The sequence below is a fragment of the Saliniradius amylolyticus genome (assembly GCF_003143555.1).
Lineage (GTDB): Bacteria > Pseudomonadota > Gammaproteobacteria > Enterobacterales > Alteromonadaceae > Saliniradius > Saliniradius amylolyticus.
Window position 1 is genome coordinate 302,348 of sequence record NZ_CP029347.1, and the last position, 13,860, is coordinate 316,207.

A 13,860-nucleotide genomic window follows, 5' to 3' on the forward strand; every position below is an offset into this window, starting at 1 on the left:
ACGCTATCTGTTTGTGTTAAACGCAGACAGGCTATAAACCCATCCAGAAGGCCCTGTGCACGAACAGGGCCTTCTTATTAATTTAACGCAGTCACCGTCATCTACCCTATTTCTTCCGATTTGGAACATGACTCGGACAGACTATAACGCCGTCTGCTCCTTTAACATCTGGAAGATTTCCCGCGCTGCCTTAGGCGGCTTGTTATTCTGCTGTTCCTTGTGCGCCTGGCGATAGAGCTGGCGAAGTCGCTGACGGTCCAGTTCAGGGTATTCCTCAAGCACTCGGTTAATGGCGTCATCCCCTTTGGAGATGATGTCATCGCGCCACTTCTCTAATTTATGCAGAATGGCCGTGGCTTGATTGTGTTGGTTCTCGATCAAGGCCAGGGCCTGTTGAATGGGCTCTGGGTCGCGGCTGCGCATCAGCTTGCCAATAAACTGCAGCTGACGGCGAAAACCGTCTTTTTTACGATTGATTTTTCTGGCCTGATGAATGGCGTTGGCCAGTTCATCGTCCATGGGGATTTTCTCCAGATTGGCGGGTGTCAGTTCCACCAAGCGGGTACCAAGCTTTTGCAGAGCTTCGGCTTCCCGTTTGATCTGGGTCTTGCTTTTAAATTCAACGTCTTGATCGTCGATTGGGTAATCGCTATCCGTCATTGGCTGGCTTTAATGTTACACTGTGGGTTGAGTTTAACCTTAATACCCATTCGATGAAATAAATGCTTGGCGAATGCGATGGCAAGCATGGATATTGATGGGTACAGTCGGATGGCAATTCTATCATTATGCAAGCACAGCAGACTCTAAGCGAAATTCAGAACGTGGTCAGCGATGTATTAAGTCTCGCCAAACAGAAGGGGGCCACCGCCGCAGAAGCCAGTATGAGCAAGGTTCAGGGCATCTCAGTGGGCTCCAGACTGCGTCAGATTGAAACCCTGGAGTTTACTAACGATGGCGGTTTGGGGATTACCGTGTATGTAGGGCAGCGCAAAGGCAGTGCCTCAACTGCCGACTTGCGTCCTGAAGCCTTGCAGCAGACCGTAGCTAAAGCGGTGGAAATTGCCCGCTATACCAGTGAAGACCCCTGCACAGGGCTGGCCGATAAGGCCATGATCGCCACCGATATTCCCGATCTGAACCTCTATCATCCGCAGGAGCTGGATGCCGAACAGGCAATCGCCCAGGCTATTGCCGCCGAGGAAGCGGCTTTTGCCGCCGATGACCGTATTGTCAATTCAGATGGTGCCGCCTTTAACGCCAATCTCGGGGTTAAGGTATATGGCAACACCCATGGCATTAATGCGGGCTATCCCAGCAGTCGCTACAGTTTAAGCTGTGTGGTGATCGGCAAAGATGGCGATGATATGCAGCGTGACTACAGCTACACACTCAGTCGCAAAGCCGGTGAACTGCTGACGCCGGAACAGATTGGTCAGGAGGCCGCCAGACACACTTTGTCTCGTCTGGGCTCACGTAAGGCTAAGACCGATAAGGTACCGGTGATCTTCCACCATGATCTGGCACCCGCCTTGTTTGGCCATTTCGTGGCCGCCATCAGCGGTGGCAGCCTGTATCGGAACTCGTCGTTCTTGCTGGATCACAAGGGTAAACAGGTACTGCCCTCCTGGCTGAATATCAGTGAACGACCTCACCTCACGGCAGGCCTTGCCAGCAGTCCTTTCGATTATGAAGGGGTGCGTACCCGGGATATGGAAATCGTTACCGACGGGATCCTGCAAGATTATCTGCTGACCAGCTATTCGGCTCGTAAATTAGGATTGCAAACTAATGGGCATGCCGGTGGCATACACAACTGGTTGGTAACGGATACCGGAGACTCGCTGGATGCTTTGGTGAAGAAAATGGGGCGCGGTTTATTGGTAACCGAATTGATGGGGCAGGGCGTGAATATCGTTAATGGCGATTATTCCCGTGGTGCGGCCGGTTTCTGGGTGGAAAACGGCGAGATTCAATATCCCGTTCACGAGGTGACCATCGCCGGAAACTTAAAGCAGATGCTGATGGGTATCCAGGCCATCGGCACGGATACAGAGACCCGCGGTAGCATTGCCACGGGCTCGGTGTTGATTGATCAAATGCAGGTAGCAGGGAATTAATTGCTGTTGTTGCTTCGCTCTGATTAATCCATGAGATTCTAGGTGCGTTTATGATGGCAGCTTTTCAGAGCTGAACTAAAAAAGGCCGGTAAAAACCGGCCTTTTTTATTGTTTGGTTGTGCGCAGCGTTTAACTGTCCACTTCGCCACTGAACCGGTAGCCTTCCCCATGGATAGTGGTGATCAGATCATCACCGTTGGCTTCCGATTCGAAGTGCTTACGGATACGGCGGATGGTCACATCCACGGTGCGGTCATTGGGACGCAGCTCACGACCCGTCATCTCCATAATCAGCTGCTCACGGGTCAGGATTTTACCGGGGTGGCGCAGGAACAGGTGCAGAGCGCGGAATTCGCTGCGAGGCAGGCGGAACTCGTTGCCAGATGGTGAAATCAGACTACGACTGTCGCCATCCAGGGTCCAACCATTAAAGCTGACTTTATTCGGCAAATCATCATCATCGCTGCTATTCATGGTGCGGGAAAGCAGGTTACGGGCTCGGATGGTCAGTTCTCTGGGGTTAAACGGCTTGGTCAGATAGTCGTCGGCACCAATTTCCAGACCCAGGATACGATCCACATCGTTGTCCCGACCGGTGAGGAAAATCAGGCCCACGTTTTTACGGTCACGCACTTCACGCGCCAGAATCAGACCATTACGACCCGGAAGGTTAATATCCATAACGACTAAGTTAATGGTGTTGTTCTCAAACAGGTCGTGCATCTCTTCGCCGTTCTCGGCTTCCAGCACCTGGTAGCCTTCGGCTTCGAATAAACTCTTCAGCGTCGTTCTGGTTACGACTTCATCTTCAACAATCAGAATATTTGGGGTCTGCATCTTGTCCGAACCGTCAGTTGTTAGCTTTTTGTTATTTTATCAGAATCTGTGATAGAAGGCATAAGTATGTCTTTATAATGAAAAAACAAGGTGTAGCAGTAATTTAATATCAGGGATCTGAACCAGAAAACCTGTGTTACATGTCGGTTTTGGGGGTAACCGGGAAGCGGATTACAAACTCGACGCCTTCCCCTTCTTCGCTACTAACTGAGATAGAGCCGTTCAACGCCTGGGTGATCAGGTTGTACACCAAATGTAATCCTAGCCCGCTGCCGCCCTGTCCGCGTTTGGTGGTGACAAAGGGATCGAAGATGCGTTTACACATTTCTTCGGGAATGCCCTTGCCGTTATCTTTGTAGACGATAGTCAGTTGATTGCCTTTGTCGAGGCTGACGTCGATGTCGATCTGACCATGGTCGATAAACTCAAATCCGTGTATCAATGAGTTCATAATCAGATTAATCATCACCTGATTAATGGGACCCGCCTTGGATTCGATGGTCAGGTTGTCATCGCAATGCAGGTTGATGTCGTGCTTAACCTTTTTAAGCTTAGGCCGCATGGACATGAGGATCTCATCCATCAGCTGGGTAAAGCGGAACACACGAGTATTTTCACTGGTTTGATCCACTGCAACCTGCTTGAAGCTGGAGATCAGTTCGGCAGCGCGATTCAGGTTCCGATAGATGATGTTCAGGTTCTCTTCGCCTTCCTGGATAAATTTGGCAAGGCTGCTGGCTTTCAGTTGTTTGGCGTTAAAGTCTTTCTCTAGCTGACTCAGTCTGTCCAGCATCATGGTTGACGCGGTAACGCCCAAGCCGATGGGGGTGTTTACCTCATGGGCAACGCCGGCCACCATATCGCCCAGAGACGCCATTTTTTCGTTTTGTACGATCTGTCGCTGAAACTGATGCAGTTTTTCCAGAGTCTCAATGAGCTCTTTGTTGGCTTCTTTTAAGGCGGTAGTCCTGCTGCTGACTTTTTCTTCCAGAGACAGGTTCAGACGGCGGTATTCGTCTTCGGCTTCTTCCTGTGCCTTAATATGCTGTTGAATGCGCTCCAGCATCTGGTTAAACGCCTTGGCGAGTATGTCCAGCTCTTTCAGTGACGAATGGTCCGCTCTTAGCCGGTAATCCTTCTGACCGGCGACGTGCTGAACGATACTGACCAGATCCTGAATGGGGTCAGTCACCGAGCGCTGCATCCGTAAGGTGAGGGCGAGACTGAGTAACAGTGCTACCAACAGCACGCTCACGGCAATCAGAACGGTGTTGATGATCAGAGAGTTTAGTGACTCGGTGGAGGCCCGCACATAGGTGTAGCCGATAAGATCCTGCTGGCGATAAATCGGGGTGATGATTTCCAGGATGTCTTCAGAAAATTTTGGCTTAGACAATTCTTCCAGACGATGGGTCATAGAGGGGATAGGGGCCTGCCCCGTTTTATTATAACTGGCAAAAAAGGCCAGCTCTCCGTCCAGATTCTGCTTATAGATGTGTAGGTTTTGTACAAAACTGGCCGCTTCCAGCGTACTTAGCGCCTGTTCCTCGCGTATATTGTCGTCCTGAAGCAGCATTTCACCTGAGCTATTGCCCACCAATTCGGCGAGCGTTTTTACTTCGCTGACGATGTTCTCTTTGTAGGTAGTGATCTGGGAATACAGGGTGATGCCGGTCGACAGCAACAGCGCCACAGTAGTGATACACATCACCACTGTGATCAACAAGCTTTTCAGTGAAAGGGCCCGATTGTTTTCACCCATGGGCGATTTTTATTCCTGTTCGCTATTGAGTCTTTGTAAGCCTAGTTTCATATTGAAGCAAATGTCTGAAATTTCCAATAGTTTATCTGGTTCGATGAGCGATTACCTTCAACAATATGATACGCAACTATGGGCGCTCTACCGGCAAACCCTGTTTGAGATTAGCCCGGAGTTTTATATACCCTCGTCTGGCGCCGTTATTACGGCCTGTAATCCCGAGGGCCATATCCTCAGCCAGGGCGCCAATCAGCAACGCATGGCTGAACTTAAACAGCAGCTCAGGGAACGGGATCTTACCTACCAGTCGTTGGTGGGTATGAGTCCCGACCAACAGCACCAGGAGCCCAGCTTGCTCATTGAATGCAATAGAGATCAGGCGCTTAAACTGTGTCAGCAATACCGTCAGAACGCCTACTTCTGGTTATCAAAGGGGCAGTTGTGGCTAGTGCCTGCGTTACACCCCGGCCCAAAAGTAGCGATGGGCTCTCTACGGCAACGATTAGTAACGAGCCAGCTCGAGTAGCCTATCGGCTTCAATGTTGTACAGGGCTTCCATCTGTTGCAACTGCATCTCCTGATTGATGCGCTCCTGCTCCGATTCGGGTTGCTTCAGGAGCGGCTTAAAGTCGGTCAGACACAGACAGATAATGCCCTTATCATCGGCGAGCCCGGTGCTGATCTCATCGACGCGCTTATAAATGAGGTTCGGGCAAGGCTCTGACCGTGAGGGCCCCTCAATGCACTGGTCGGGCAGTGCGCTTGCCGTTGTGCTGGCTAACAGGTTAATACTTGCGATCAGGGCAATGCTTTGGGGCCTCAAGAGCCTGCTGATATAACGCAACATAATGTTCGGCTGCCTCCTGCCAGGTAAAACGGGTCTGCATGGCGCGTTTTTGCACCTGCCTGAATCGATCGGGGTACTCATAATAAAACAACAGAGCCCGCCGAATACAGTGCAGCAGTGCTGAACTGTCAGGAGACTGGAACACAAAGCCGGTGGCCGATTCCGGAGCCGCGCTGACGTCGATAACGGTATCGGCCAAGCCGCCCACAGCCCGAACGATAGGCAGCGTGCCATAGGCCAGACTGTACATTTGATTAAGACCACAGGGTTCGAACAAAGAGGGCATCAGGAAAAAGTCACTGGCGGCTTCTACATTATGCGCCAGCGTATTACTGAAGTCGTTGCAGTAGACAAATTGTGCCGGATTTCGGTGTTGGACCCGGGTCAGTTCATCACTGATGCCAGGGTCTCCGGTGCCGACAATAATCAGCTGTACCCGGTGTTGTAATACCTGCTCCAGAATGGGCAGCAGAAAGCCAAAGCCCTTCTGTTCTGTCAGCCGACACAACATGCCAATCAGTGGAATGTCTGGAGCTGGCTCCAGACCAAACTGCTGTTGTAAGGCCCGCTTACAGTCGGTTTTACCGCTGATTTCCTCGGGGCCAAAATGGGCTGGCAGGAGAGGGTCGGTGGCCGGGTCCCACTGGCTGTAATCACAGCCGTTAAGGATTCCGGAGACATCCTGGCGACGCTGGAAAAATGACTGGTAGAGGTGATGGGATCCGAGCGGGGTTAACAGCTCACTGGCGTAATTGGGGCTGACCGCATTGATCTTACTGGCGTACTGAACCCCCAAACGCAGGAAGTTAATTTCGCCGTATTCGTTGGTCTGGCTGATAAGCTTGGGATCGTGTTGTAGGCAGGGGATCTCTCTTAAGGGGTAGGCCCCCTGAAAGGCACCATTATGAATGGTCAACAGCGTGCGAGTGTCTTTGAAAAAGCCGCTGTTGTCACGCTCGGCGAAATAAGGGCATAGTGCCGTGTGCCAGTCGTTGCACTGAATAATATCAGGGTGAAAGTCTATCGCCTTAGCGGTTTCAAGCGCCGCCATCGAGAAAAACGCAAAGCGCTCGCCATTATCATCGAAGGGTTGATACCCGTCCGAGTACAGACCGGCCCGGTGAAAATAGTCCGGGTAGTCAACGCAATACACGGGCACTCTCTCTAGCTCCAGACGTTTAATATGAAAGCGGTACTGCCGGCCACCGGCATTGAGACACTGCTCTTCCGTCTCATTAACGAGCTGATATTTGTGGGCCATATCGCGATAGTAGGGTTTGACGATACGGACATCGTGGCCCATCGCTTTTAAGGCCAGAGGCAGAGCTTTGCCCACATCGGCCAGACCGCCGGTTTTGGCCAGATCCTCAACTTCTGAAATTACAAACAGAATATTCATCTAATTACCTACGTAAGCCCCTTTGGACAGCACGACTAAGCCTTCGTCGGTGACCGTTAAGCCGCGATCCCGGTCCTCGGCATTGTCGATACCGATACGGGTGCCCGGTGCAATGGTAACGCCTTTATCGGCGACTACCCGATTGAGCTCACAGCCAGCGCCAATAGTGCTGGTGCCCAAAAATATGCTTTCTTTAAGACTGGCTCCCGCACCCACATCGATCTTATAACCCAGTACGGAGCGCTCCACATTGGCGCCGACGATGGTACAGCCGGCGGCGATCATAGAATCGCTGATGGCCGACTGGGTGCCGTCATTATCCCCTAAAATTCGTGCCGGGGCGACGGGAGGGTGGTAAGAACGCAGCGGCCATTTGGGATTGGTCAAATCCAGCGGTGGGCTGCAGCTCAACAAATCCATATGGGCTTCCCAGAACGAATACAGAGTACCTACATCACGCCAGTAATGGCTGCGACCTTCCTCGCCGGGGATCTGGTTCAGGGTAAAGTCATACACATAGACCGAACCCTTGGGGTAAAGCTTGGGGATGATGTCGTTGCCAAAGTCATGGCTGGATAATTTATCTTCGGCATCTTTATGCAGGGTGTCGAACAGTACCTGGGTGTCGAAAATATAATTGCCCATGGAGACCAGCGCCGAATTGGGATCATCCGGCAGTGGCTTGGGGTTGGCTGGCTTCTCTTCAAAGCCGATCATGCGAAAGTTCTCATCCACCTCAATGACCCCGAAGCGGCTGGCCTCAGCCAGAGGAACCCGTGTGGCACAGACGGTCAGGTCAGCCTGTTTCTTTTCGTGGTAGCGTACTGCCTGGCGTACTTCCATCTTATAGATATGGTCTGAGCCGAAGATACACACATTGTCTGGCTCATGGATTTCGATCAAACGCAGGTTCTGGTAAATGGCGTCGGCTGTTCCCTCGTACCAGCGCTTACCCATGCGCATCTGTGCTGGAATGGCGTCGATGAAATTGCCGGTCAGTCCTGACAGGTACCAGGCTTGCCGTAGATGAATGTTCAACGACTGAGATTTAAACTGGGTGAGCACATAGATCTTGAGCAGGTCGGAATTGACGAAGTTGTTCAGCACAAAGTCGATCAATCGAAGGCCGCCAGCAAAGGGCACGGCGGGTTTGGTGCGGGTCTGGGTGAGCGGATAGAGGCGTGTTCCTGCCCCTCCGGCCATGATCATCGCAAGGGTTCTGGACATATAGGCGGCTCCCGTTGTTGGTCCATCATTTGGCTGGTACAACTCAGTGTAGACAGTCAGTGTAGTGCCCAAATGGATCGTTGCGCAATCACAAATGGAGCTGGCTTGATCCCAGTCACGCGACCTGCGAAGCAGCCAGGCTCAAGTTCTCTAGTTGCCACTGAATCTCCCGGATCTGATGAGTGAGACTATCGCGTTCTAATTCGTATTGATAACGAAACTCGGGTTCATCCTTCATCAACTGCTCGTATTGTGTAAGCAGCGGTTGAAGTTCCTGAATTCGTTGTTGAAGTGTTTTTTGGGTCTGATGGTAACCAAACTGAATAACTGAAACGTTCAACTGAGACATAACGATACCCTTTCTCAACCAGATATATTGGTAAAGAAATCAAGATTAGTGCCAATTTATTTATCTGGCTGAAGGAAGACTCTGACAATTGGGAAACCAAGGTACAGAGCGGCTATGACAACTGGGTGACGCTAGGGTGACACTTTGGTGAAGCTCTGTTCTGGTGCAGCTAAAGCACCAAAACAGGGCTTAGTGTTTTCTTCGATATTCGCTTTCTGTTGAGAGCGATAAACACGCTCTAAGCCCGCTTCTCGGCGACATAGACTCGGAACTTGCTCGTCTCGGCGACGATGCTGAGGCGACTTAAATGCGCCTGCATAGTGGGGGCATACTTTAAAAAGCTATTGGCCACCAGTTGTAATTTGGCTCTTGGTGTCATTAGTGTTGGAATTCGGGCAAGAAACTGCTCGGTGATGTCATAGTCGGTCTTAAGGCCGGTATGAAAGGGCGGGTTGGTGAGCACGGCATCGAACTGACCGCTGATACTGCTCAACCCGTCGGAGGCCAACACTTCGCCTTCCAGGCCATTGAGCGCTAGCGAGTGCTCGGAACTATACAGCGCCAGTGCGCTGACGTCACTCAGTGTTAACTCGAGTCTGGGATTGGTTTTGCCCAGATAACAGGCCACCACACCACAGCCGCAGGCAAAATCCAGTACCTTGCCCCTGGCCGGAACATCGGCGTTTTCCAGTAGCAGTTTGGTGCCGGGATCCAGCTCGCCCGCACTGAAGACACCGGGTAAATAGGCCACCTGAAACTTCTGTCCCGCCACCGACACATCCAGAGTCTTAAGCCATTGTTCAGGGGTAAAGTCTTGCGCGGGCGTCTGCAAAGGTGCCGCGTACAGTGAGCAGCGGCGCGCCGAATCCAGCTTGTTGCAAATATCGCTGTAAGGCGCGAGCAGCTTAGGCGCACTTTTAACACCGCCCTTGTTATCGCCGATCAACACCAGAGTGCCGCCGGGTTTGATACAGCGGCTGAGATTGGCCAGCAGCATCTGAGCCAGCGCCTTGGCCTTAGGCATATAGAGCACGGCGCCGTCGTACAACTTGTCCGGCGCTACCTCAAGGCTGACACCAAAATGATGCTGCCCGGGGCCTTTTGCCTGCTGATACAGGCGGTAGTCCAGATGGAAGCCATCGGCTTTAACCTCGGAAAAGATGGCGGCATCTTCCGGATTGGCGATTAACCAGCGACCTTCTTCATACAGGTCGGCATGGCGCAACAATAACTGACTGGGGTTGGATAACATTAGTTAACTCGCTCGAACAGCAAATCCCACACACCGTGGCCTAATCTCTGGCCGCGGCGTTCGAATTTGGTTTCGGGGCGGTAGTCAGGCTTAGGCACATAATCACTGCTGTCGGACAGGTTTTGATAGCCCTCGGCATCCTGCATCACCTCCAGCATATGCTCGGCATAGTTTTCCCAGTCCGTTGCCAGATGTAAGTGACCGCCTACTTTCAGCTTCTTGCGCAAGGTTTGGACGAAGGCAGGCTGAACGATACGGCGTTTATGGTGGCGCTTCTTGTGCCAGGGATCGGGGAAATAAATCTGTACCCGACTCAGGCTCGCATCGGGAATGCAGTTTTCCAGCACTTCCACCGCATCGTGTTGATAGATTCGCAAATTGGAGACGTCCTGGCGCTCGGCCTCCATCAGGCAGGCACCGACACCGGGGCGGTGTACTTCGATACCAATAAAGTTGGTATCTGGCGCATCGGCGGCCATCTGCACCAGCGAATGCCCCATACCAAACCCGATTTCCAGTACCACAGGGCCTTCCTGGTCAAAGGCCTGAGTCAGATCCTGCATCCCCTGAGCGTATTCCAGGCCCATGGTGGGCCAGTAGGTTTCAAGCGCCTTGGCCTGGCCTTTAGTCAGGCGGCCTTCGCGGGTGACAAAGCTGCGAATTTTGCGTTTGTAAATTGGCTGCTCGTTACTGGTTTCGGATTGACTCATGCTTTACTTACCCATTGCTGTCAGCGGATTGGTTGCGATGGTGACACCATATTGAGCGGCCGGGCCACTGTGGAAAATATCACCATCCGCCGGTGAGCGCGTATTATGCCCACCCCGCGGCACAATACAAGCGCTAGCTGGCTTTGTTATCATAGCCACAGTTTTGTTAGCGGAACCTCGATGTGAACGCCAATCTTAGCTTCGCCAACCGTATCCTGAGCTGGTTTGATGACCATGGTCGCAAGACTCTGCCCTGGCAGCAGAGTAAAACGCCGTACTCGGTGTGGATCTCCGAGATTATGCTGCAGCAAACCCAGGTGACCACGGTCATTCCCTATTATCAGGCCTTTATGGCGCGCTTCCCCACCGTGCAGGCACTGGCTGAAGCACCGCAGGATGATGTGCTGCACCACTGGACCGGCCTTGGCTATTATGCCCGGGCGCGCAATCTGCACAAGGCGGCCAAGGTGATTGTGGCGGAGTTTGACGGTCAGTTTCCCAAGACGCTGGAAGAGGTACAAAGTCTGCCCGGCATTGGCCGTTCTACTGCGGGCGCCATCCTGTCGCTGGCCTGTGGCCAGCATCATGCGATCCTGGATGGCAATGTGAAGCGGGTGCTGGCAAGGCACCAGGCGGTGGAAGGCTGGCCGGGTAAGAAGGCGGTGGAAAATCGCCTGTGGCAACTGGCCGAGCAGCGCACCCCGACCGAGCGGGTGGCCGATTATAATCAGGCCATGATGGATCTGGGCGCCAGCTTGTGCAGCCGCACCAGACCGGGCTGCGAAGATTGCCCGGTTAATCAGGACTGCATCGCCTATGCCGAGGGGCGACAGGCTGAATTTCCCGGTAAAAAGCCCAAGACGGCCAAGCCGGTTAAGCAAACCATTATGCTGCTGCCCGTTTGGCAGCAACAGGTGCTGTTATACAAGCGCCCCCCGTCCGGCATTTGGGGCGGGCTCTGGGGCTTTTATGAGGCAACCTCTGATAACGATATGAAGGAACAGGCGCACCTTTTAGGGTTAAAGGACTACCAGACTGAAACGCTGGCAGGCTTTCGTCATACCTTCAGTCATTTTCATCTGGATATTACCCCGGTGTTGTTAAAGCTCAACCAGCCCCCACAACTTGCGGTGCGCGAAGAGGGACAGTGCTGGTATGATCTAAACGCACCGGAGAACTTGGGGCTGGCCGCGCCAACCAAGACACTTTTTAGTACACTCAAGGGCAATCTCGCCTAAAGGAGCCATTATGAGCCGAATGATTTATTGTCAGTACCTGAAAAAAGACGCCGAAGGGCTCGACTTTCAACTCTACCCCGGTGACCTGGGCAAACGGATTTTCGACAATATCTCCAAGGAAGCCTGGGCCGAGTGGCAGAAGAAGCAGACCATGCTGATTAATGAGAAGAAGCTCAATATGATGGACCCGCAGGACAGGGCGTTTTTAGAGAAAGAGATGGAAGCCTTTCTGTTCGAAGGCAAAGAGGTACAAATCGACGGTTATGTGCCGCCGGAGAGCTGAATTTGGTGACCAATTGGCAGTAAAACGCACCAAATTGGCTAAAGCTTGCGCAAAGAGTCACAAAGTCTTAAAAATGGGTTGACTCCGAGGGCCAGAAACCGTTTAATACGCACCCACAGCGCAACGCGCTCACAAAATTTCGCCCGGATAGCTCAGTCGGTAGAGCAGAGGATTGAAAATCCTCGTGTCGGTGGTTCGATTCCGCCTCCGGGCACCATTCTTACATCAAGCCCTGCAAGCATTTGCGGGGTTTTTTGTATCTGGTCGCCGGTCCCGACTTTCCAAATAAATCCAGTTTTTCCAAAAAACTACTTTGACGGCTTCACTCTCGTGGGCAGCAGCCTGTAGTTTCGCAAAGTTGTTTTAACACTTTCATGCCCTAAGAGCAATTTGGCGTGTTCCAGGTCTATCTCGCTGGCGGTCTTCTTGCGAATGTCTCTTTCTTGAAAGCGCTCTTCAAGCACACCTTCTTCCAGTGCTTTGACCATCCATCGATGCCAGATACTACGAAAGCCATCCGCCGTGTAAGGTTGACCTTGACGAGTTGAGAACAGATAAAGACTTTTGACTTTGCCAGATTGCCCACGAATTTTATCCACGGTGGCCTTAAATTGATCTGACCATTCAAACAGGAATTTTTTACCCGTTCTTTTTTCTGTCTTGCTCATGCCTGTCAGCAGACCTTCCTCGATAAATGAATCAAAGCGAAGCGCGAGCATGTCAGTCTGTCTCAGCCCCGTCAGGCATTTTAAATCGATATACAGTGACAGCCACTGGGGAATGAAGCTCTTAAAGGCGGCCAACTCCTCGTCTGACACGTACCGTTGCCGTGGACGCTCAGGGTTCTTCTTCACGTCACGACAAGGATTGGCCTCTAGAGCGCCCCAGCGAATACCTTTTGTGAAGATGGAGCTGAGCAGTGATATCTCGCGGTTTACTCTCACAGGCGCTGTCTGGCTCCGATAGTCGATGTATTCGTAAATGGTCACGGGTGTAACATCTCGTGGGTCCATTTCATTGAATGCCGCTCTAAGTAGCTTCGCGGCCGCTATTTCACTCTTGTATGTTGTCGGTGCATTATTGGGTGACACCTCGACCATGTATCGGTCGATCAGCTCTCCCATAGTGCGAATCGCTCGTTGTGATGGCACAAGCTTGTGATATTTGGCCATCGCCTTGGGGAGTGATTTGCCTAAGTTGGTCCATTTGTTGTCTTTGTCTACTAGGTAGTAGGTTCCTTTGTGGTGATACATGCGCTCCGGCAAGTGACCACCACTTTTTCGCTTTCTGCCCATATTTACCTCGCTTTTGCTTCGTGAAGAGATTTTAGGTTGATGGAGTGAGTGCGCCGCTTTGGCGATTTAGAAATCGATAGGGCGTCTTCAACACTTGAACGAAGTACAATGGGCGCTCCCAGTCGATTGACTTCAAATGGAATGCCAAAGTCTTGCAACTGCTGAACTTGCAGCGATTTCTTCTTATAGCCTGTAAGCTCTTGTAGCTCATCTCTTGATATGAACACAGCCGTTACCCTCTTCACCAAACAGCGACAAAGGGATTGTGACGAACGGCAAAATAAAATTCTCAGAAAAGCCCCCCTAAGTGAGTCGGGGTTTTTTATTTATACTTTGTTGAGTTTATGTTTCTGATTTATATGGATATTGAAGTCCTGCGCTTTTATTTGGTTAGCAACAGGCATACTTAACCAAGCATATATTTGGACGATTGATGCTCTGAATCGGCTAGATCCAGACTTTGGTAGGCTAATCGTTCACCGAAGTTCGTTCTGCTCTTCTGATTGAGCTCGGTGGAATAGAACAGCAAAAAATACCACTGTTC

At 51.7% G+C, this 13,860-nt stretch carries 15 protein-coding genes and 1 tRNA gene; 5 read left to right on the forward strand and 11 right to left on the reverse strand.

Annotation, left to right across the window (positions count from 1 at the left end):
• Window positions 1-141: 141 nt before the first annotated feature.
• On the reverse strand, window positions 142-660 hold the full coding sequence (gene yjgA, locus HMF8227_RS01455; protein ID WP_109338492.1) for a ribosome biogenesis factor YjgA: 519 nt from the start codon (window positions 658-660) through the stop codon (window positions 142-144).
• Window positions 661-788: 128 nt separating this feature from the next.
• On the opposite strand from yjgA, the gene pmbA reads away from it, so the two are divergent.
• On the forward strand, window positions 789-2,120 hold the full coding sequence (pmbA, locus tag HMF8227_RS01460) for a metalloprotease PmbA (RefSeq protein WP_109338493.1): 1,332 nt from the start codon (window positions 789-791) through the stop codon (window positions 2,118-2,120).
• Window positions 2,121-2,249: 129 nt separating this feature from the next.
• Here pmbA and arcA read toward each other — a convergent pair whose 3' ends face one another.
• Together arcA and HMF8227_RS01470 are read right to left on the reverse strand one after the other, a co-directional pair.
• Window positions 2,250-2,957, reverse strand: a complete 708-nt coding sequence (gene arcA / locus HMF8227_RS01465) for a two-component system response regulator ArcA (protein WP_109338494.1) — start codon at window positions 2,955-2,957, stop codon at window positions 2,250-2,252.
• 136 nt (window positions 2,958-3,093) lie between these two features.
• Entirely contained in the window at window positions 3,094-4,719 is a 1,626-nt protein-coding gene (locus HMF8227_RS01470; RefSeq protein WP_239421172.1) for a sensor histidine kinase, read from the reverse strand.
• A gap of 61 nt (window positions 4,720-4,780) precedes the next feature.
• Between HMF8227_RS01470 and HMF8227_RS01475 the strand changes: the two genes are divergently transcribed.
• Window positions 4,781-5,242 carry a DUF3293 domain-containing protein gene (locus HMF8227_RS01475; protein WP_162558453.1) on the forward strand — a complete coding sequence of 154 codons (462 nt, stop codon included), beginning with the start codon at window positions 4,781-4,783 and terminating at the stop codon, window positions 5,240-5,242.
• On the opposite strand, the gene HMF8227_RS01480 is transcribed toward HMF8227_RS01475, so the two are convergent.
• The 6 genes from HMF8227_RS01480 to trmB form a co-directional block, all read right to left on the reverse strand.
• Window positions 5,219-5,539: a hypothetical protein gene (locus HMF8227_RS01480; protein WP_109338495.1), complete on the reverse strand. Its 321-nt coding sequence runs from the start codon at window positions 5,537-5,539 to the stop codon at window positions 5,219-5,221. The genes HMF8227_RS01475 and HMF8227_RS01480 overlap by 24 nt on opposite strands.
• Window positions 5,502-6,962 carry a glycogen synthase GlgA gene (gene glgA, locus HMF8227_RS01485; protein WP_109338496.1) on the reverse strand — a complete coding sequence of 487 codons (1,461 nt, stop codon included), beginning with the start codon at window positions 6,960-6,962 and terminating at the stop codon, window positions 5,502-5,504. The genes HMF8227_RS01480 and glgA overlap by 38 nt, the downstream gene beginning before the upstream one ends.
• Window positions 6,963-8,189: a glucose-1-phosphate adenylyltransferase gene (glgC, locus tag HMF8227_RS01490; protein WP_109338497.1), complete on the reverse strand. Its 1,227-nt coding sequence runs from the start codon at window positions 8,187-8,189 to the stop codon at window positions 6,963-6,965.
• Window positions 8,190-8,304: 115 nt separating this feature from the next.
• Window positions 8,305-8,538, reverse strand: a complete 234-nt coding sequence (locus tag HMF8227_RS01495; RefSeq protein WP_109338498.1) for a hypothetical protein — start codon at window positions 8,536-8,538, stop codon at window positions 8,305-8,307.
• Window positions 8,539-8,776: 238 nt separating this feature from the next.
• A complete protein-coding gene (locus HMF8227_RS01500) occupies window positions 8,777-9,790 on the reverse strand; it encodes a methyltransferase (RefSeq protein WP_109338499.1) in 1,014 nt (337 codons plus the stop codon).
• Complete coding sequence (gene trmB / locus HMF8227_RS01505) at window positions 9,790-10,500, reverse strand: tRNA (guanosine(46)-N7)-methyltransferase TrmB (RefSeq protein WP_109338500.1); 711 nt, start codon at window positions 10,498-10,500, stop codon at window positions 9,790-9,792. Before trmB ends, HMF8227_RS01500 begins: the two co-directional genes overlap by 1 nt.
• A gap of 182 nt (window positions 10,501-10,682) precedes the next feature.
• On the opposite strand from trmB, the gene mutY reads away from it, so the two are divergent.
• The 3 genes from mutY (at window position 10,683) to HMF8227_RS01520 (ending at window position 12,238) form a co-directional block, all read left to right on the forward strand.
• On the forward strand, window positions 10,683-11,738 hold the full coding sequence (gene mutY / locus HMF8227_RS01510; RefSeq protein ID WP_109338501.1) for an A/G-specific adenine glycosylase: 1,056 nt from the start codon (window positions 10,683-10,685) through the stop codon (window positions 11,736-11,738).
• Between the two features lie 10 nt (window positions 11,739-11,748).
• Window positions 11,749-12,021 carry an oxidative damage protection protein gene (locus HMF8227_RS01515; RefSeq protein WP_109338502.1) on the forward strand — a complete coding sequence of 91 codons (273 nt, stop codon included), beginning with the start codon at window positions 11,749-11,751 and terminating at the stop codon, window positions 12,019-12,021.
• A gap of 141 nt (window positions 12,022-12,162) precedes the next feature.
• Window positions 12,163-12,238: transfer RNA gene (locus HMF8227_RS01520), tRNA-Phe, on the forward strand.
• Between the two features lie 91 nt (window positions 12,239-12,329).
• On the opposite strand, the gene HMF8227_RS01525 is transcribed toward HMF8227_RS01520, so the two are convergent.
• Both HMF8227_RS01525 and HMF8227_RS01530 read right to left on the reverse strand, forming a co-directional pair.
• Window positions 12,330-13,316 (reverse strand): tyrosine-type recombinase/integrase, encoded by a 987-nt coding sequence (locus HMF8227_RS01525; protein ID WP_109338503.1) that lies wholly within the window; start codon window positions 13,314-13,316, stop codon window positions 12,330-12,332.
• A gap of 2 nt (window positions 13,317-13,318) precedes the next feature.
• Complete coding sequence (locus tag HMF8227_RS01530; RefSeq protein WP_109338504.1) at window positions 13,319-13,561, reverse strand: DUF4224 domain-containing protein; 243 nt, start codon at window positions 13,559-13,561, stop codon at window positions 13,319-13,321.
• Window positions 13,562-13,860 lie beyond the last annotated feature (299 nt).

Excerpts from the sequence above, each read along its gene's own strand:
- yjgA (WP_109338492.1), bottom strand. The coding sequence starts at position 660 with ATGACGGATAGCGATTACCCAATCGACGATCAAGACGTTGAATTTAAA.
- pmbA (WP_109338493.1), top strand. The coding sequence starts at position 789 with ATGCAAGCACAGCAGACTCTAAGCGAAATTCAGAACGTGGTCAGCGAT.
- arcA (WP_109338494.1), bottom strand. The coding sequence starts at position 2,957 with ATGCAGACCCCAAATATTCTGATTGTTGAAGATGAAGTCGTAACCAGA.
- HMF8227_RS01470 (WP_239421172.1), bottom strand. The coding sequence starts at position 4,719 with ATGGGTGAAAACAATCGGGCCCTTTCACTGAAAAGCTTGTTGATCACA.
- HMF8227_RS01475 (WP_162558453.1), top strand. The coding sequence starts at position 4,781 with ATGTCTGAAATTTCCAATAGTTTATCTGGTTCGATGAGCGATTACCTT.
- glgA (WP_109338496.1), bottom strand. The coding sequence starts at position 6,962 with ATGAATATTCTGTTTGTAATTTCAGAAGTTGAGGATCTGGCCAAAACC.
- glgC (WP_109338497.1), bottom strand. The coding sequence starts at position 8,189 with ATGTCCAGAACCCTTGCGATGATCATGGCCGGAGGGGCAGGAACACGC.
- HMF8227_RS01495 (WP_109338498.1), bottom strand. The coding sequence starts at position 8,538 with ATGTCTCAGTTGAACGTTTCAGTTATTCAGTTTGGTTACCATCAGACC.
- HMF8227_RS01500 (WP_109338499.1), bottom strand. The coding sequence starts at position 9,790 with ATGTTATCCAACCCCAGTCAGTTATTGTTGCGCCATGCCGACCTGTAT.
- trmB (WP_109338500.1), bottom strand. The coding sequence starts at position 10,500 with ATGAGTCAATCCGAAACCAGTAACGAGCAGCCAATTTACAAACGCAAA.
- HMF8227_RS01515 (WP_109338502.1), top strand. The coding sequence starts at position 11,749 with ATGAGCCGAATGATTTATTGTCAGTACCTGAAAAAAGACGCCGAAGGG.
- HMF8227_RS01525 (WP_109338503.1), bottom strand. The coding sequence starts at position 13,316 with ATGGGCAGAAAGCGAAAAAGTGGTGGTCACTTGCCGGAGCGCATGTAT.